31 protein-coding genes and 1 other RNA gene are annotated in these 16,249 nt (G+C 34.2%); 7 read left to right on the top strand and 25 right to left on the bottom strand.

Going from position 1 to position 16,249, the window contains the following annotated elements; all coding sequences use genetic code 11:
- Positions 1–77 precede the first annotated feature (77 nt).
- From PYW37_RS05260 to PYW37_RS05175, 18 genes are all read right to left on the bottom strand, one after another.
- Positions 78–770, bottom strand: coding sequence for a hypothetical protein (locus tag PYW37_RS05260; RefSeq protein ID WP_133278217.1), 693 nt, complete (start codon positions 768–770; stop codon positions 78–80).
- Positions 757–1,146, bottom strand: coding sequence for a hypothetical protein (locus PYW37_RS05255; protein ID WP_197939425.1), 390 nt, complete (start codon positions 1,144–1,146; stop codon positions 757–759). Before PYW37_RS05255 ends, PYW37_RS05260 begins: the two co-directional genes overlap by 14 nt.
- Entirely contained in the window at positions 1,139–1,429 is a 291-nt protein-coding gene (locus PYW37_RS05250; RefSeq protein WP_133278212.1) for a hypothetical protein, read from the bottom strand. Before PYW37_RS05250 ends, PYW37_RS05255 begins: the two co-directional genes overlap by 8 nt.
- Entirely contained in the window at positions 1,422–1,604 is a 183-nt protein-coding gene (locus tag PYW37_RS05245; protein WP_025017264.1) for a hypothetical protein, read from the bottom strand. Before PYW37_RS05245 ends, PYW37_RS05250 begins: the two co-directional genes overlap by 8 nt.
- Positions 1,597–1,836, bottom strand: coding sequence for a hypothetical protein (locus tag PYW37_RS05240; RefSeq protein WP_133278211.1), 240 nt, complete (start codon positions 1,834–1,836; stop codon positions 1,597–1,599). Before PYW37_RS05240 ends, PYW37_RS05245 begins: the two co-directional genes overlap by 8 nt.
- The gene (locus tag PYW37_RS05235; protein ID WP_044009687.1) at positions 1,833–2,411 is read right to left on the bottom strand and encodes a DUF1642 domain-containing protein; all 579 of its coding nucleotides are present in this window, start codon (positions 2,409–2,411) and stop codon (positions 1,833–1,835) included. Before PYW37_RS05235 ends, PYW37_RS05240 begins: the two co-directional genes overlap by 4 nt.
- Positions 2,404–2,556 carry a hypothetical protein gene (locus PYW37_RS05230; protein ID WP_169743965.1) on the bottom strand — a complete coding sequence of 51 codons (153 nt, stop codon included), beginning with the start codon at positions 2,554–2,556 and terminating at the stop codon, positions 2,404–2,406. The genes PYW37_RS05235 and PYW37_RS05230 overlap by 8 nt, the downstream gene beginning before the upstream one ends.
- Positions 2,549–2,836 (bottom strand): hypothetical protein, encoded by a 288-nt coding sequence (locus PYW37_RS05225; protein WP_044009688.1) that lies wholly within the window; start codon positions 2,834–2,836, stop codon positions 2,549–2,551. The genes PYW37_RS05230 and PYW37_RS05225 overlap by 8 nt, the downstream gene beginning before the upstream one ends.
- Positions 2,833–3,033 carry a DUF1125 domain-containing protein gene (locus tag PYW37_RS05220; RefSeq protein ID WP_014570743.1) on the bottom strand — a complete coding sequence of 67 codons (201 nt, stop codon included), beginning with the start codon at positions 3,031–3,033 and terminating at the stop codon, positions 2,833–2,835. The genes PYW37_RS05225 and PYW37_RS05220 overlap by 4 nt, the downstream gene beginning before the upstream one ends.
- The gene (locus PYW37_RS05215) at positions 3,030–3,419 is read right to left on the bottom strand and encodes a YopX family protein (protein WP_052484078.1); all 390 of its coding nucleotides are present in this window, start codon (positions 3,417–3,419) and stop codon (positions 3,030–3,032) included. Before PYW37_RS05215 ends, PYW37_RS05220 begins: the two co-directional genes overlap by 4 nt.
- Before the next feature lie 8 nt (positions 3,420–3,427).
- On the bottom strand, positions 3,428–3,634 hold the full coding sequence (locus PYW37_RS05210; RefSeq protein ID WP_014570535.1) for a hypothetical protein: 207 nt from the start codon (positions 3,632–3,634) through the stop codon (positions 3,428–3,430).
- Between the two features lie 107 nt (positions 3,635–3,741).
- Positions 3,742–4,152, bottom strand: coding sequence for a RusA family crossover junction endodeoxyribonuclease (locus PYW37_RS05205; RefSeq protein ID WP_025017293.1), 411 nt, complete (start codon positions 4,150–4,152; stop codon positions 3,742–3,744).
- Positions 4,142–4,306, bottom strand: coding sequence for a hypothetical protein (locus tag PYW37_RS05200; RefSeq protein ID WP_021165555.1), 165 nt, complete (start codon positions 4,304–4,306; stop codon positions 4,142–4,144). Before PYW37_RS05200 ends, PYW37_RS05205 begins: the two co-directional genes overlap by 11 nt.
- A gap of 8 nt (positions 4,307–4,314) precedes the next feature.
- Positions 4,315–5,205: an ATP-binding protein gene (locus PYW37_RS05195; RefSeq protein ID WP_021165556.1), complete on the bottom strand. Its 891-nt coding sequence runs from the start codon at positions 5,203–5,205 to the stop codon at positions 4,315–4,317.
- A gap of 9 nt (positions 5,206–5,214) precedes the next feature.
- The gene (locus tag PYW37_RS05190) at positions 5,215–6,021 is read right to left on the bottom strand and encodes a phage replisome organizer N-terminal domain-containing protein (protein WP_014570749.1); all 807 of its coding nucleotides are present in this window, start codon (positions 6,019–6,021) and stop codon (positions 5,215–5,217) included.
- 227 nt (positions 6,022–6,248) lie between these two features.
- On the bottom strand, positions 6,249–7,139 hold the full coding sequence (locus PYW37_RS05185) for an AAA family ATPase (protein ID WP_232238895.1): 891 nt from the start codon (positions 7,137–7,139) through the stop codon (positions 6,249–6,251).
- Positions 7,139–7,945, bottom strand: coding sequence for a PD-(D/E)XK nuclease-like domain-containing protein (locus PYW37_RS05180; protein WP_025017121.1), 807 nt, complete (start codon positions 7,943–7,945; stop codon positions 7,139–7,141). The genes PYW37_RS05185 and PYW37_RS05180 overlap by 1 nt, the downstream gene beginning before the upstream one ends.
- A gap of 115 nt (positions 7,946–8,060) precedes the next feature.
- Positions 8,061–8,276: a DUF1408 domain-containing protein gene (locus PYW37_RS05175; protein WP_010905687.1), complete on the bottom strand. Its 216-nt coding sequence runs from the start codon at positions 8,274–8,276 to the stop codon at positions 8,061–8,063.
- A gap of 102 nt (positions 8,277–8,378) precedes the next feature.
- On the opposite strand from PYW37_RS05175, the gene PYW37_RS05170 reads away from it, so the two are divergent.
- A complete protein-coding gene (locus PYW37_RS05170) occupies positions 8,379–8,654 on the top strand; it encodes a hypothetical protein (protein ID WP_010905686.1) in 276 nt (91 codons plus the stop codon).
- Here PYW37_RS05170 and PYW37_RS05165 read toward each other — a convergent pair.
- The 4 genes from PYW37_RS05165 to PYW37_RS05150 all read right to left on the bottom strand — a co-directional run bounded on the left by PYW37_RS05165 (position 8,651) and on the right by PYW37_RS05150 (position 10,349).
- Complete coding sequence (locus tag PYW37_RS05165; protein ID WP_010905685.1) at positions 8,651–8,845, bottom strand: hypothetical protein; 195 nt, start codon at positions 8,843–8,845, stop codon at positions 8,651–8,653. The two genes, PYW37_RS05170 and PYW37_RS05165, sit on opposite strands and share 4 nt — an antisense overlap.
- A gap of 142 nt (positions 8,846–8,987) precedes the next feature.
- Positions 8,988–9,278 (bottom strand): hypothetical protein, encoded by a 291-nt coding sequence (locus tag PYW37_RS05160; protein WP_010905965.1) that lies wholly within the window; start codon positions 9,276–9,278, stop codon positions 8,988–8,990.
- A 12-nt stretch (positions 9,279–9,290) separates the two neighbouring features.
- Positions 9,291–10,004, bottom strand: coding sequence for a phage antirepressor Ant (locus PYW37_RS05155; protein ID WP_011834774.1), 714 nt, complete (start codon positions 10,002–10,004; stop codon positions 9,291–9,293).
- Between the two features lie 27 nt (positions 10,005–10,031).
- On the bottom strand, positions 10,032–10,349 hold the full coding sequence (locus PYW37_RS05150) for a helix-turn-helix transcriptional regulator (protein WP_232238896.1): 318 nt from the start codon (positions 10,347–10,349) through the stop codon (positions 10,032–10,034).
- A gap of 67 nt (positions 10,350–10,416) precedes the next feature.
- Between PYW37_RS05150 and PYW37_RS05145 the strand changes: the two genes are divergently transcribed.
- Positions 10,417–10,959, top strand: coding sequence for a hypothetical protein (locus PYW37_RS05145; RefSeq protein ID WP_014570762.1), 543 nt, complete (start codon positions 10,417–10,419; stop codon positions 10,957–10,959).
- A gap of 131 nt (positions 10,960–11,090) precedes the next feature.
- Here PYW37_RS05145 and PYW37_RS05140 read toward each other — a convergent pair whose 3' ends face one another.
- A complete protein-coding gene (locus PYW37_RS05140; RefSeq protein ID WP_032943596.1) occupies positions 11,091–11,291 on the bottom strand; it encodes a putative transcriptional regulator in 201 nt (66 codons plus the stop codon).
- A gap of 234 nt (positions 11,292–11,525) precedes the next feature.
- On the opposite strand from PYW37_RS05140, the gene PYW37_RS05135 reads away from it, so the two are divergent.
- From PYW37_RS05135 to PYW37_RS05115, 5 genes are all read left to right on the top strand, one after another.
- A complete protein-coding gene (locus PYW37_RS05135; RefSeq protein ID WP_232238897.1) occupies positions 11,526–12,050 on the top strand; it encodes a helix-turn-helix domain-containing protein in 525 nt (174 codons plus the stop codon).
- A gap of 9 nt (positions 12,051–12,059) precedes the next feature.
- Positions 12,060–12,647, top strand: coding sequence for a hypothetical protein (locus PYW37_RS05130; RefSeq protein ID WP_025017125.1), 588 nt, complete (start codon positions 12,060–12,062; stop codon positions 12,645–12,647).
- A 46-nt stretch (positions 12,648–12,693) separates the two neighbouring features.
- Positions 12,694–12,990 carry a hypothetical protein gene (locus PYW37_RS05125; RefSeq protein WP_003131491.1) on the top strand — a complete coding sequence of 99 codons (297 nt, stop codon included), beginning with the start codon at positions 12,694–12,696 and terminating at the stop codon, positions 12,988–12,990.
- 56 nt (positions 12,991–13,046) lie between these two features.
- Complete coding sequence (locus tag PYW37_RS05120; RefSeq protein WP_025017127.1) at positions 13,047–13,877, top strand: hypothetical protein; 831 nt, start codon at positions 13,047–13,049, stop codon at positions 13,875–13,877.
- A gap of 123 nt (positions 13,878–14,000) precedes the next feature.
- Positions 14,001–15,080 (top strand): tyrosine-type recombinase/integrase, encoded by a 1,080-nt coding sequence (locus PYW37_RS05115; protein ID WP_025017128.1) that lies wholly within the window; start codon positions 14,001–14,003, stop codon positions 15,078–15,080.
- Between the two features lie 147 nt (positions 15,081–15,227).
- Here PYW37_RS05115 and ssrA read toward each other — a convergent pair.
- Positions 15,228–15,586, bottom strand: a transfer-messenger RNA (tmRNA) gene (ssrA, locus tag PYW37_RS05110).
- Between the two features lie 197 nt (positions 15,587–15,783).
- Complete coding sequence (locus tag PYW37_RS05105; protein WP_023188813.1) at positions 15,784–16,119, bottom strand: putative DNA-binding protein; 336 nt, start codon at positions 16,117–16,119, stop codon at positions 15,784–15,786.
- Between the last annotated feature and the right edge of the window lie 130 nt (positions 16,120–16,249).

Genomic DNA, 16,249 nt, shown 5'->3' with positions numbered 1-16,249 from the left:
TCCGTAATTCATGTTCCACATATCATTCTTTAAATCCATAACACCACATCTGGTGCAAATTCTAAATTCTTTGTCGGTCATTCTGAAACCTCGTCAAATAAACTCATCTGTTCTTTCTTTTCTTCTATGAGTGGAATCCAGTCAGGAAATTTACTTTCAATATGTTCAATTGCCTGTTCCGTCCATTCATGAATCCCTAAAAATTCCATTGCATCTTTGCTGTGAGGGATAACATTTATCTCTGAGAAACCAATCGGATTATTAGCACTGTTTTGAATGAAATAAACTTGTTTCGCGGCCATTTCCAATGCATCACCATGAATGATTACACCATTCATTCCTCGAATTGCAAAAGCGTGGATTAAGAACGATACAGCTTCATCTGATAATTCTAATGCCTGGTACCAATAGTTACTCGGCAAATAGTTAAAAAAGTCTGCATTCATTCGGTCATCTTGCCATTTTTGAATAATTAGAGTTCCTGTTCCTGCTCCAGTTAAATCAGCCCCTCCAGAACCACCTACAAGCAATGCTGTGAGTTTACCAATTGCATCTGGTGTATAATGCTGCCCTTTTGACGAAACAGCCGAGTGAGTCATAAAATAATCTCTGAAAAAATCAACACTCATGTCATGGTGGATATTTAAGATTTTAGAGTAAAATTCTTCACGTCCTTTTTTATCAAAAACAAGTTCTTGAATTCGATTTGTGAAATTCATATGTTCATCAACATTGAGCATGTCATAGAATTGTTGCTCAGTAATTGTCATCTATCCCCTCCACCACTTTCACTAAATCAACTCCGAGGGCTTTGCCTGCAAGGTGGGCGATAGCGACATTAACTTGATTTTCATCTGGTAGTAATGCCGATAACTGTTCACCGATTTCGCAGTCTATTTCCTCTGCTCGCCACAGTAAATGCCAAACACTAGAATTATGTCGTTCTCTGATGAATGTAATAAAAATATCATCTAGTTTATCTGCAATGCTTTTCGGAATCGTGAGTTGTGGTTTATTATTAAAATATCTAACAACATCTTCCTCAGCATAAAGTTGTTGATACTCTGTAGTTCCAAGCTCCGATTTGTACGCTAATCCGTATGCAATAGGACTTACGACTTTTTTAAATTCCTCTAATTCACTCATCGCCACTCCCTTCAAGTTCAGTTGTGTTATGCCATATTGTGGGTTGAACATATTTTGTCAATCCATCCACACCTATTGGACCAGCTGGACACCCTGTAGTCCCAGTACTCTCTAGTGCCTTTCGAGCAACATCATTTATCATAGGAGATAATGATGATAAGTTAACAATTTCTACCAATGAACTATGATATAAAGCGTAGTCCTCTCGCATCTTTTTGATATCATCACGCAATCTATTATTTTCGTCTCGCAAGATACGTACTTCATGCTTTAATCTACTCATTTTCATCACCCTCTAGTTCTTTCAAAAGCTTCATAGCTTCTTTATTTGAAATAGGTTTTTCAACTTCCTCATACTTAACATAAGAAACTTTTCCACAGTCGGCACAAGTATACTTTTGTAAATGAATTTTACCATCCATATATTTGTGAGTGTGCATACAAAATATTTTACTCATCAGTCCCTCCAATCTCTCTGAGTGCTTGTCTAGCTACGTCAGGATTTCTATCTCTCCTAAACTGCATACCACGCCTTGAACGGTCTATTTCTGTCAGTGCCTTTTTTGCAGTGTTGAGCTGTTCTTGGAGTTCGTCTCTTTCAGCACGTAATGAATATATATATTTAACTTCTTGGAGTTCAAGTTCTCGTTTACTTAAAAGTTTAGGTTTTCCTACTAATTCTAGGCTCATTCTCCGTCCTCCACAGGCACAGCAAACTGCCAGTAACGCTCATCAATTGACTTGATTTCTTGTTCTGTTAATTTTAATGCATAATCTTTTCCTTTTGTAAATTCTGAGATTATTCCACTTTCCGCTTTTGATACGAAGGTTGAATCGCTGGTTGAATCGCTTAATCCAAAAACTTTTGGTAAATCAATATAGAACAGCTGCGGTTTTTCGACTTGATAGCCATCAAGCCATGCACGAGCGAACTCATCAGGATTATTAAGCCGCCAGACAATTGCTTCATTCCAATACTCTGCTGGGCATTCATTAAATTTACTATTGAATGCAAACCTCAAACTATTATGTGCTTTTTTTATTTTAGTGATAAACTCAGCCACACACTCAGGCACGACTGGCAGGGCTTGCTGTTGGAGTTTCAGCTTATCTTCAAGAAGGAATGCATATTCTTTCCATTCTTTTAATGTTTGAGCACCTTCTGTAAATTTTTTAGCTACTCCAGTGAAATCTACATCTCTTTTAGAAAATGGGTCAATATATGCTTTTTTTGGTCTTTTTACTTCTTCTTCAAACTTAGTCATTTTTCGTGTCCTCACTTTTTTCATCTTCACAAGTGAAGCAAATATAATGCCCTTCATCTAAAACCTTATCAACGACTGAACTATCAGTTGTAAATATGAAATTCTCTTTGCATTTTGCGCATGTTACATTTATTTTTTTAATCATTTTTCGTGTCCTCCTCGAAAACTTTATTGATAATTTCGTTTAATCCAGCTTGCTCAACTCTGTCATCTGATACGTAACTATTTTTGACAATCTCTTTATAAGCTTCTCTAACGCATTCTTTTGCGTACTCTTGCATCTGCTCTGCTGTATGAAGCATTCTTATATCACCTCCAACTTCGGCGGCTCTTTCTTTCGCAAGATATAGCGTAAAAAATAACTCACCGTCGCAATCAGGATAAATAACCTCATAAGCATATGCTTCAATCTCTCTTAGTTTCATTTTGAATCCTCCAAGATAGCAATTAGTTCGCTACCGTTTTTTATTTTGATAATTTTTATTTTTCTGTAAAGGAAACCGCAACTGAAAGCTTCAATATCATTACCACATTCAAATTGGACTATGATTCGATTTTTTTCAGTTTTTAAAATAACTGTCATTCCTTCTTCAATCACTTTTAGTAAACTTTCAACTGTCATTTCTTATCTCCTTCCAATAATTCAGGGTTCTCATAGATATTTCCGATGACTTCGCTATAGCTTAGGATATTTTTTAATCGTATATCAAATCCTTTTGCCTTAAATTCTCCATCTTTGAAAATTATTTTAAAGTCTCTATTTATGGAAAGTGACCCAGAACCAGTCATTGGATTTCTAAAAGAATTCCTATAATTTATTACATCACCTTCATAAATTTCAACGCCATTTTTATCTTTTATTCCTGTTGACTGCATAAATTCAACGTCTTCATCAGCGCCAGTACAGAAATGGTCAAAACGATAATTAATGCTATCGTCGAAATATTCAACCTCTCCATAACTCATACGCTCATCTTGTTTATCCCAAGCTCTTAATTTTGGTATCATCTCATCCCTCACTTCACAACTCTGTCAAAGAGTTCACATGCATGGTATCTTCCATTTATTTTTACAATTCTAAAATCATCACGCTTAACTGATTTTTTAGTGAACTGGTCTTTTTCAACCGTTATGTATTTGTCAGTAACTTCGATAACTTTTAAGAATTTTGTGTCGCGGAAGCATATTTTATCTCCACGCCTTATTTCATTTTTGCTGAACATATTACTACCTCATATTTTAGCTTCTAAGCGCTTTTAGATTATTCGTGATAAATTATCAGTGAAACAGTTTAAGCGCTCAATGTAACCGTAATTTTCATGATTAAATGCTATTCTGTCAGTTCTTTCACTACTAACTCAACTTTCCACATCTTTGTATCTCCAGAAAGTCCACCATGCTCAAAACTTGTTCTGCGAATAACATTGTAATTATCATCATTCCAAATTCCAGCATCTGTCAGTCCATCAATTAATGCTTTTGATGTTGGTTCATAATTTGGTGGATCATATTTAAAGCGTTTGGGTGGATAAATTACGACGAACACATCGCAACGGTGCTTCTCATGAAATTGCTCAAATACTTCATCTGACTGGTCTAGCCATTCATGAGCTGTTCGACATGCAATCCGTCTCAAGCGCTGTTTAGTATTATTGGCTGCAATTCTTGAACCATAAGTTGTGCCTTTGTTATCATTCTCATTTATCATTTCTTTTCTGAGAAAGTTAAATTCAAACTTCACTTGCTTCTCCAAATCTAACAATTGCAGGCATCTGAGCCATGCGATTAAGAATAAAAATAATCTCATGCTCAGATTTCTCTGCAAGCTTCTGCTTTTTAATTCTTCCGAGTGGGTAATGTTCGTTTTCCCACTGCTCAATGATTATTGTTTTCATTGCTTCTCCTAGAATGGCAACTGACTAACACGCTTATCTTTAATATTTTCAAAATTGAATGCTTTTTTTCCAATACCTCTGAACAAACGGCTATATGTCCTGTTATGATATTTTTTTCTTATTTCATCACTTTTTAGATTAGTGGTAATAATAGTCTTAGTCCTTGCATCCAAAACTTCTGTCAGTAAAGACATCGACCATTCTGTTATTTTCTCGCTTCCAATATCATCAATAACTAATAAGTCAGTATTTCTAAAAACTTCCATGAAGTATTCAGTTGAATAAAAGCTGTCTTTATTATCAAAACTATCTTTGATTAAGTGAAGAACCTCTGACCAACTTGCAAAAATAACGGTTAAATCAGTATGCTGTAAACAATCTTTTAAGATGCTCATGGCTAGGTGACTTTTCCCTGTTCCTGCTGGCCCGCTTACTACAGTATTTCCCTCACCGCCAGTATAATAATATTCAGATACTTCTTTTGCGAACGCCAAAGCTCTCTTTTCTTCGTCAGTTACTGCATTAAAATTTTCAAAACTTGCTTTTTTTATTGTCATATCTCTCACAATGCTATTGCGATTAAGCCTTTTGACAAACTCAGCTTTTTTCCTACGTTTAATCACTTCTTCAGTCTCACGATAGACAACATCGGCATAACCACAGTTCATAATCAAAAAAGGTTCATGTCCACTCAATGCTGTTTTTTCGTTATTATCAAATTTATTTTTCTCTTTAAGATATTCGTAGAATTTAGAATAACTTTTTGAAACTTCATCGCTAGTCATCTTATTATCCGAAATGAATTTTTCTATTTCTGGACAAGCGATAACTTTATCAGTCATTGCATTAAATTTATTCATATCAACAAATTTTCCAATAACATCTCCGATACTTTCCATTTCTTCCTCCTAAAATGGCAATCCAAGATCATCGTAAGGCTGTGCTTGTTCTTGGCGCATTGGTGTCTGGTTAAGGTAATTATCAAACTTCGTTCCGAATAAAGTTGACGGTTGTAAATATTTTTCTGCTGGTTGACCGTTTATTGTTTTACCTGTCCAGTCAGCAACTTTATTATCAACGACCTTCTTAAAGTCATCTAGTTTATAATCCTCATTCCACCTCGCTTTGATAAAACGTTTGTGAGCTTCAGTAGTTCTAAAACTTCGCCCTGTTTTTTCATTCAAGTAAGAAATAATTTCAGAATATGGAATAACATCGTCAGATTTATCTGACATAGTATTATTATTCTTTTTCTTATTCTTACTCTTATTCTTATCTTCTTCTGTTGCGTCACGTGACGTCACGCTAACGTCACTATTCTCTAAAAGCTTCTTCCGTTCTCGATACTTCTTATTACGTTCAGCATTTAATTTTCTGATTTTCTCCATTCCATCAATGTTTTGGTGCTTTTCCCAATTACTGATACCAATCATGTTGTTATCATATATCTCAATCAACCCAAAGTCTCTGAATGTTTTAAGAGCCAATCTTACAGTAGAAACAGGTCTATTACACAAAGCAGAAATCATTTCATCAGTATATGGAATATGATTACTTAAATAGACAAGCCCAGAATCATTTGTTTTTCCCGCCAAACTAAGCAAGTAAACCCATATTCTAAAGATCGCATCATTTTCTGGCATCTCATCAATCAACTTCATTTTTTCATCATCGAAAATATTAACGCTCAATTTAATCCAACTAATTTCAACCATTCGCTCTCCTTTCTTCTATATTTATTTCAGGTTTTATTATTCAAATTAAAAGCTGGCGATGAGTGGTTATGTGTAAACACTAAATACTCATTGACTTTACGGCTCGTTCCGCCACCCTCCAGCTTTGACTAAATACGAAACTACCGCCCAAGGTAGTCTTGCTTAAAGTTGAATTATTTCTAATTCTACTGCTCAGGATTAGTGAGGACTGCAGTTTGCTCATAGGTTTAGTTTTGACCTACTGGAAATAATTCATCCACAATTAGTTCTTCTTCATCAACGACTGACTGAGCGGATTCTTTAATTCGAATCCAATCGGCAATAGACATAATCGCTTCTGACGGTTCCATATTTTTCCAATACTCAATATCTTTATCACTTGCATTATGAGATGCTGCAGCCGCAAAAGCTTTATCATATTGCTCTTTTAACTTGTTAGCTTTTTCTTCTTGCTCTGAATCATGAGGGAGCTCTAAAGGTTTATTAATTATCTTTTGCAGCGAACTCTTCATCTCTTCATAACGAAGATTAGAAATGTCAAATTGGCGATTGTTGTTCTTATCAAAGTAAGATCTAATTTCAACATCTTGGTCTTTTAAAACAAGGTTTTTCAATGCTTTGCGTAATGCAGGTTTATATCCTGTTATTTCCCCCGTTTTTTGGTCAACTTCTTCAATATCCCTGCTAAGTAAAACAATTGTTTTATCTCTGAATTTACTCATCATTAAACTTTGCATATCTTTGTACAAAGCGTTTATTTTACCCCAAGCACGCATCGCTTGCCGAGAACCAATATCACTTCTGAGTAATGTTTGTGCTCGTTCGTCAAAATCTTCAATCAAATCAATCACTAAAACATCCCAATTTTTACTATCTTGTTCGGCTAAGTTTAGTGCCTGAATGAAATTAGAAATAATTTGTTCAGCATTATTAGGAAATTCAAAATCTATAGCACGATATCCTTGTCGACTTGCATTTCCATCTGTACTTATGAATAACGCACGGTCTGGACTCGTTGCAAACTTAGCAGCCAAAGTTGTTTTACCGGAACCACCGCCGCCCGAAATTAAAATTCTATTTAACTTAGGGCTTCTTGCTCCACCGGGTTTAATTTGCATTACCATACTTCTACCTCTAATTCTTCGTATTTTTTGTTTTGGATACAGCAGTCGCAATTATGACAAAAGTATCCATCCATTCCCTCATGCTCAATATTATGAGCAATGTTATCCAACTCAGATAACACAGTTTGAACAAGGATTTTATCCGAAATATCAGCAAGTTTTCCAAAATCCATCGTAATTGTCTTAATATTTACTGGCAGTTTCTTGGTAAAACCTACAATTTTCCCAACTACTGTATAATCTAGTTTTGTATAATCAGAGAATTCTTGAGCAACTAACCACGCATATAAAGCTAATTGCTCCCTATAATGGCTGTACCATTCCAAATAAGCTCTGATATTTTTATCAAATATATCTTCAAAGCTTGCGGCGGTTTTCCAGTCGATGATTTCAATCGTTTTGTTTTCATGGTCAAACCTTAAGACATCAATTCTTCCACTAATCACAAAATCATCATAATCAGCTCTGATATAAAGTTCTTTGTGAGTATGCAAAGTATCAAAAGACTGATAAGTTTCAGTTTTTTTCACTTCATTGACTGCCATCACAATATCTTTAAAAACTTTTTTAATGCCTTGGTTTTTCTTACCAATATTGCCCATCATATCCACAGAATGCTCTTGGATAAAATCATCGGTGCTTTTATCTCCCTCAAGCATTGCATGAGCATAAGAGCCAACTAGCATAGCTTCTGTAGGAGATTCAGCGTACCTTTTTGCTTTTCTTTCCCTTAATCTAAAAGGGCATTCCTGAAAAGTTCTAATATCAGAAAAACTAAATCTTGGCTTTTCTTCCGTCATTTAATGTTCTCCATTTCAAATTTTTAGGCATTCGTGGTATAATTTAAGTAGAAGTTTTGGCGAATTTCCTACTTGCTCTGCGTGCCATGCAGGGCTTTTTTGTTGTTTGCTCATACTAATATCCCCAGTCAGACAAGCACGAATTGAGCATAGCAGCTTTTTCTCGTTCTGTTCGTGATCTGCGGATAATGTACATTGTTCCGTCTTTTCTTCGATAAGTAGATTCGATAACTTCTCCAACTACTTCTCTTTTTTCTAAGTCATAATGTTTATATCCAATGACTGTTGGAACTGTTAGGACTTCTCGTCCATTCATAATTTGTGTATGCATTATTTTCCTTTCTATGTATGTGTTTTAATCCTCCGAGTGCTATAATTACTGTGAGCAGATATTTGCGGTATTTGCTTAGTTTTATAGAAAGGAGGAAAGTTGATGTCTGTTAAAGTACATTTTTCTAATGGTGAGTCAATCGTTATTTCTGAAGAAACCAGAATAAGCGCTTGGAATTCATTAGATAAAGATCCTGATGGATATTATGCCGAAGGAGTTTTTTCAGGTTCTAACATAGACTCTCCAGATTTAGGAACATCATATCAACATATTGGGCTGATGGGACTTTTTGGTAGTACTGACTGGTTTGCTATCGGACTAGATTTTAAAAATACTTATAAAACTTCAGCAATTGTTTCGTTAGAAGAAACACCCTAGTAATCTAAAATATTATCTATTGATAATTTGATAAGCTCGTTTGTGGCCCTATCAGCTGTATAAAACAGTTGCTCTTTTAGCCATTTGCGAGCTTTTCTTATATCACCATCATTTTGCTTCAAAGCAAGATCTGATGTTTTGTTAATTATTTCTTTATAGTTGTTAGCTAACTTTTCTATTTCTTTATTCAAAATCTATCTTTTCTACCGGAGCACCGCATTTAATTTCTTAGCAATGAGCTTGATTGCTCGTATGTTCTGTGTGATTAAGTCGTGAACCAGGTCAAACAGGATTTCGCCAGTTTCTGGGTTGACTATGTATGTGTAGGTCATCTTATTTACCTCGTCTTTGCAATTGCAAATTTCGTGGTTCTTTGAACCATTCAATAACTAAATCCCTTGACCACTTTGTCCCTGATTTCCCGTAATTCATTTCAGCAAATTTCAAATGTTCTTTAAATGAAATAGCGAATGTACTTTCATCCTTACAGCCAATCAGCTCCATAACTTGTTTTTGAGTTAAAGCAAGAGGATATTTTCCATCATTGGAGATATAGTCGTGCATGGAATCTAAAACAATTCCTCTAACTGAATCTCTCAGCTTTTGAATCATTTCTTCAAACATAAGCTTTCCTTTCTAAGCTTCAAAGTCAAAGCTGGTTTGAGAGTTCAATCCACGAATTTCAAGCGTTGTATTGAATGATGGTTGCCACATGTCAAGATATTCTGTTGCTTCATCATAACGACTTAATGGAATATCGCTATATTTCACAACATCGAAGCGATTGTTCAAATCTTTATAAAACTCTCTGAATACCTTAGCTCCTAATTTCTTATGAGCATTTGAATATTTACCGCCAGTAAACATATAAACTTTGCTTGCTACTTTCTTTTGCAAAACTTTAGCTTTATTTGAAGGAAGTCCGAATCGGTCAGTCAAATCAAGAACTGAATTTTCGATTTGTTCAACTTTTTTATTCAAGTTCACGTTGCCTTGAGCAAGTAATGCAATTTGTTGTTCAGGAGTTTGCGGTAAAAGCTGTTGTTTGAGTTCTTTTTCAACTTCAATGAAATATTGACGGGCTTGTTTCCCTTTTTCGTTACGCTGAATCATGGAAATTTCTTTGGCCATGTCAATTTTTAACGCATGATCAACACTTGGACGACCACCTAGTTTTGAACTTTTTTGTTCAAAACCTATAAAATCAACGTTTTCAGTAAATCCATATTCTGCCATTCTTTCAAACCAAATATGATAAGGAGTTTTTACTTCTAAAAATTCATGCAGTTCACGACCGCTTACTACTTGGTCGTTGTTTTCGTTTTGTGTGATTGTAATTAATTGATTCATTTTTGAATCCTTTCTTATTTCAGTTTTCTAACTAGCTTTTTCAAAGCCACTTTTCGTGGACTTTTTGTCTAAAAAAATATCATCAATTCGTTTATTGAACTTGGAAGCAATCAAGAACATTTCTGCCCCCCACCAATCACTTTCTCCGAGTTCTTTTTTTCGATAAGTTTCTGGTGTTGTCCCAATAAGTTCTGCCATTTCTTTTCGAGATATTTTTTTGTCTGCTCGCAGAGCAATTAATTCTTTTTCTACTGCCATACTGGCTCCTTTCTTTGCTTTAAATTTCTGCATACGCAGTAAGGGAAGTTCAGGAATCGAACCTGTTCGCCAGTCTTCCCTGCTCATTGTGAGCGATATCATAACTCCGTGCTATAATGTAAGTGACTAAACTAAAATTATATTGGAGGTTCTTATGAACAAAAAATTACAGATCAACTTGAAAGACTTAGCAGACAAATTGAATAATAAAATAGGTAAAGTTTTAGGGTGGATTGCAATAGCAATAGTGGGATTTAGTTTTAATAATATTTTAACTATTATTTCAAATCCTAAGCATTTTATTTATCAAGACATTTATAAAGATTTTTATAATTACTCATTTATATCTCCAAATTTAATGACGATATTTTTAATTTTCTCTTTTGTTATGGGGATAGCTTGTCTTTTTGCTATGGTATCTTTGATAATAAAAAAGAAATTTGTTTCATTTCTAGGATTACTAGTAATATTATTACTAAGTATATTTAATTTTTCTAATACTTTTTATTCCCTGAAAGGGATATCAGAAAATAGAAAAATAAGTGTAAACCTAGAAATAGTACATCCATTTATATCAGATAAAGAATATCTATTATTAAAATCTCAATATATGCAGACTAATTCAAAAGAAGAATTTGAAAAAATCAATAATAGGATAAGATACATAGCTAATAAAAACGATGCAAATATCAATTAAGATATATAGTATAATCCACAAAGCTATGAAGTTCGCTTTGTCTTGCAAAGTTTTTTGAGGTTTCGCTTTGTAATCAAGGAGATTAAGCAATAACCATCCACATACTATATTAAGTAAAAATACTCTAGTCATTAACTATCTTTCTGCCCCTCTGGGGCTTTTTGTTTTGTCAGTTCAACTGCTGCTTTATAAGCGTTTGACCATTTAAATAACTGAGGTAATAAAGATTCTTTGATAAATTGAACAGAAAAATCTTTTAACAGTTGTTTTTTGTACCACTCAACACTATGCTGCTGAATAGTTTCTCTGTAATGCGTAACTACTTGTTCCATTAGAACCTCCATTTGCCTGCCAGGGCTTTTTATTTGCCAAACTTGCTACTTACGTCGCGGTGGATACGTCGTGTACCGTCATTTGAGCCTGTTCCGTCTGCCGTACTGAATGCTCCATGATTGTTCGCTCGTTTGACTTTATGAGTTAATTATAGTCCACTTTTCGTGGTTTGTCAAGAAAAAAACGTCATTTGACAAAAAAAGTTTGCAAAATGTGGTTTTTTCTTATATAATGTGTTTATGGAAATTGAACAAATCAATAAATATGTAGGTTCTAAAATTAAAGACTACCGAAAATCTTTTGGCTTGAGTCAAGAAGAACTGGCAAAAAAAATAGGAGTCGGAAAAACTACTATATCTAATTATGAAGTAGGTATTCGTTCTCCTAAGAAACCTCAACTGATAAAACTTTCAGAAGTATTTGATGTTGCAATTGACGACTTCTTCCCTCAAACCGATTCAACAAGGATAAATGTTTCTTCTACTCTATCCGAAATAAATAAAATCAGTTCACAGCTTGAAGAGCCTCGTCAAAAAGTTGTCCTTGATACCGCTTCTTCTCAATTGAAAGAGCAAGAAGAACAGAAATCTAAAATTGTTTCTATTAAAAACGAACAAGAAAAATTTGACCTTGCCGATTTAGTAGATGATAGCAAAGTTGATTGGGATAAGTGGGTTTCATTTGACGGCAGACCATTAACTGATGAAGTAAAAGAAGCTATGAAAAAAGCTCTAGGAAAAGAGCTAGAAGACAAATAGGAGGTTTCTATGAGCAGACAGGAGCTTTTAGAATATCTCCTTGAAGAAATTGAAAAATGTGGATTCAAAATATGTGATATTAAATCTATGCCACTACCGGCAGTTGTTAATGTTGATGCTAGGGTAATGATTTATAATTCTGATGAAGCAACTCCTTTCGAAGTTGCTCATGAATTGATTCATATCATTAATAAAGATAACCATCGTGGAAATTATTTTGATGCAATCAATCCACAAGAAGTTAGAGCAAACCACGAAGCGATTCTTCTGCTTTGGGAAATATTTGAAGCCAATGGGGGAAGCTATGAATATTTCAATGTGTTTGTGAATACAACAGATGCACCTTTTGAATTGGCTGAGTCAATCATCAAAAATGAATATTTAGAGCTGCATGAAGCTATAACTGAAATATTTGAAGATGAATTAAAAGTCAGTATTAATAAGCAAGAAATGCATGAATACATTGTAGATTATATTAGCTATTTTGATGTGATTGAAGCTATTAATGTTTACCAATTTTTGGATCATTATCATCTAAGTCATAATTTCTTTAATATGGCAGAAAAAGAATTCCAGCTATTATTGGGAGTTGGATAATTTTTTAAATAATGTGCACCATCACTAAACTGGTAAGGAGAAAATAATGGAAATGTTTACGAAAACACAAAAAGCACAAAGTGATAACATCTATGAAAAAGAAGTAAAATCACACATAGCTCCAAAGGATGGATTTACACATGTTCTTATGATAAATAGCCTTAGTAAATGGATTAATCAACTTTTTGGAGTAGAAGACAAATATACTACCCAAATAGATAATATTTTAACGAAAATGCAAAAAGAGGGTTATGAAATAATTTCTGTGGAACATACAGCTATTAAAAATCAGGGATTATTTAAGGATATGGAAGGATTCCATACGTTAATTTCTTATAAATAAAAACCAAGAGCAATGTCTTGATCCTCATAAAAAGCTAGATTAGGAACATAAACATTATGAAAAAAATAGCACTTATTGGAGTAACTATGCTTACTGCTATTTCATTAGCTGCATGTTCTCCGAGTAGTAATTCGGGTTCAAAGAATAGTAGCGAAAAAAGCACTACTGAATCAAGTAATAAACCTACGCTTGAAATCCCTGTGTCAGTTGTTGCAGACGGCTCAAAAACTGCTGCAATTACTGGTAAAACAACTCCAAATACAAAAGTCCAAATTGGATATGGTATTATTGGTGACAAAGTGACTTCTGATAAAGAGGGCAATTTCACTCTAAAATATGAGATTGATGAAGCCAACGACCAAGATACAATTGAAGTAACTGCAAAAAATGATGGTGGTAAAACCACTAAAGAAATTACTATCAAACAGAACCCTGAAGTAATTAAGAAAAAAGAAGCCGATGCTAAAGCAAAGGCTGATGCTGAAGCTAAAGCTAAAGCTGATGAAGAAGCTAAGGCTAAAGCTGCAGCTGATGCTAAGGCTAAAGAGGAAGCTGATAAAACAAACCCTGCTACTTATCCAACTTCTACATATGATGAAATGGCTAGAAACGGGAATAGTCATGCAGGAGAAAAATTACAAATTACAGGTAAAGTAATCCAAGCTCAAGACAGGGATAGCGGAGGGGCAATGCTTCGTGTCGCTACTGGAGCAGACGGATACGATGATATATACATGGTACAAATAGACTCAGATAATTGGAATAAACATCGTCTACTTGAAGATGATCAAATAACAATTTATGGAAATGTTTATGGTCTATATAGTTATTCCTCTACTTTAGGAGGGAAAATTACAGTACCCGCATTAATAGCTGTATTTTATTAATAAATAAAAAATCCGCCTAAACTTTGGACGGCTAGGGCGGATTTAAACTATAAAGTAGTGCAAAAGCTTTTAATAAGCTTTTTACTATACCATTTTATCAGAAATGAGGTATAAAAAGCAACTTTGGAAATAAAAGCATATAAAAGGAAAAATGGCACTACTGCTTATAAATTCAAAGCATATCTAGGTAAAAAAAATGGTAAAAGCCAGTATGCGGAAAAAAGTGGCTTTAAAACCAAAGCTGATGCCCGAGCTGCTTTGCATAATATCCAAGAAGAAATTGGCAATCCTACGCCAAAAAGTGCTATGACGTTTAAAGAACTTTATGATGAATGGCTATTGGTTTATGAAAAGGAAGTACAGAACAGCACTTACTACAAAACTACTCGAGCATTTGAAAAACATGTCTTACCCGTCATAGGAAGCACAAAACTATCAGATTTTACACCCATGGAGTTACAAAACTTTAGAAATGATTTATCTGAGAAGCTTAAATTCGCTCGTAAACTCTTCGGAATGGTTCGCAAGGTATTTAATCACGCTGCTCTGCTAAGTTACATACAAGCTAATCCAGCGGCTCCTGTAACCTCTCAAGGTATTAAGAAAAAAGTTGAAGAAAAGAAAGATTTTTATGATACCGATGAATTAAGAGATTTTATGGCTTTAGTAGAAAAAACGAATGATATTAAGAAAATAGCTTTATTTCGTATCCTTGCTTTTACTGGAATTCGTAAAGGTGAACTTCTCGCTCTTGAATGGAAAGATTATAGAAAATCAACTCTTGATATCAACAAAGCTATTTCTCATTCTCCTGTAGGATATGAAATACTTCCTCCTAAAGCTAATTCAAATAGATTGTTAAGCCTTGATGAAAAAACTTGTAAAATCCTTGATGAATTGCACCAAACCTATCCTGAATCCACACGAATTTTTGAATCTGAAAATGGAGGGATGCTATCACCTTCAAAACCTAGAAAATGGCTTTTAGAGATAACCAAAGAAAAAGAAATTGAACCAATTAGAATTCATGCATTTAGACATACTCACGCAAGCTTGCTTTTTGAATCAGGCATGAGTTTAAAACAAGTTCAATATCGCCTAGGGCATGCAGATTTAAAAACAACAATGAACATTTATACTCATATCACTAAATTTGCTAAAGATAAAATAGGGCAACAATTTTCCGATTATATTGATTTTTAACCAGTATTAATAAACTGGTTTTTTTATTTTTCTCCCTCTTTTTCTCCCTCCCTTTTATCAGATTGTATCGTATCATATCGGATTAAGAAAAACAAAAACCGCTCTATTGAGCGATTTCTAATACTTTTGGATTCTATCAAATCCATTCAATGGAGGCGAGGGGAGTCGAACCCCTGTCCAAACACCTTGCTACATCAACGTCTACAACCATAGGACTTTCTCAAATTTAACAAAATGCCAAAGCCAGTCTCAAACAGCGACATTTTGCGGGGCTTTAAATCTCTTTTGCTGCGTCAAGCCTCCACAACAACGTATCTGACTAAAAGTTTAGGCCGTCAAATTGCCATCAGTGAGCAAAAATCAGGCACGCATGGTGCTGTTTAGGCTGCCATTGCGTAAGTTTGTGTATTATTTTTAGCAGTTATATTTATCTGCGGATGATTATCCTGATCCCTCAGCAGTTGCAGTTCATGCGCGACAATGCCTGTCGAATCCGTAACGCCCCCAAATTTAAGGAGAGACCTACTGATTATTCTGTCAGTAATTCTTTGAACCTTGAAGTCTAATTATAGCATATTTTAACTTTTCTGTCAGTAAAATTTCATTAAAGTATGTATTTTATATGAGAAAGGTGAGCTGACAGATTCCTTTATCATTTGATTCAAAGCTGTCAGTAATAAAAAAATATCTGTCAGTAAATTCTTTAAAACTCTTCTTCATCAATTTGTTGAATTTCTTGTAGTTTAGTGATTAAATATTGGTCAGTAGAATGTTTTTTCATTAGCTCTTCTAATAATTGATTACGTACCACATAATTACTAAAAAGATGTAATTTTTCTTCGTAGCTTTCAAGTACTTTTTCTGTTCTCTTGATATTGTCATAAACAGCTTGACGACTGATATTAAATTCTTCAGCAATCTCTGCCAAACTATAATCATCGGCATAATAAAGTTCAATGTAATTCATTTGTTTATCAGTCAAGAGTGTCGCATAAAACTCAAAAAGAGTATTCATTCGATTCGTTTTTTCGATTTCCATAAGCTCTATTATAACAAAATTTATATCATTTTTTATGTTTATTCATTATTTTCTAATTGATGATTTAAAATAATAAAATGTAATTTTTTTATCTTTATCAAAGGTCCAAGTATCCATTATTTTTTTAGCT

The organism is Lactococcus lactis, assembly GCF_029023865.1.
Classification (GTDB): Bacteria; Bacillota; Bacilli; order Lactobacillales; family Streptococcaceae; genus Lactococcus; species Lactococcus lactis.
Note: the sequence above shows the minus strand (reverse complement) of the source record. Positions and strands in the feature narration are given on the sequence as shown.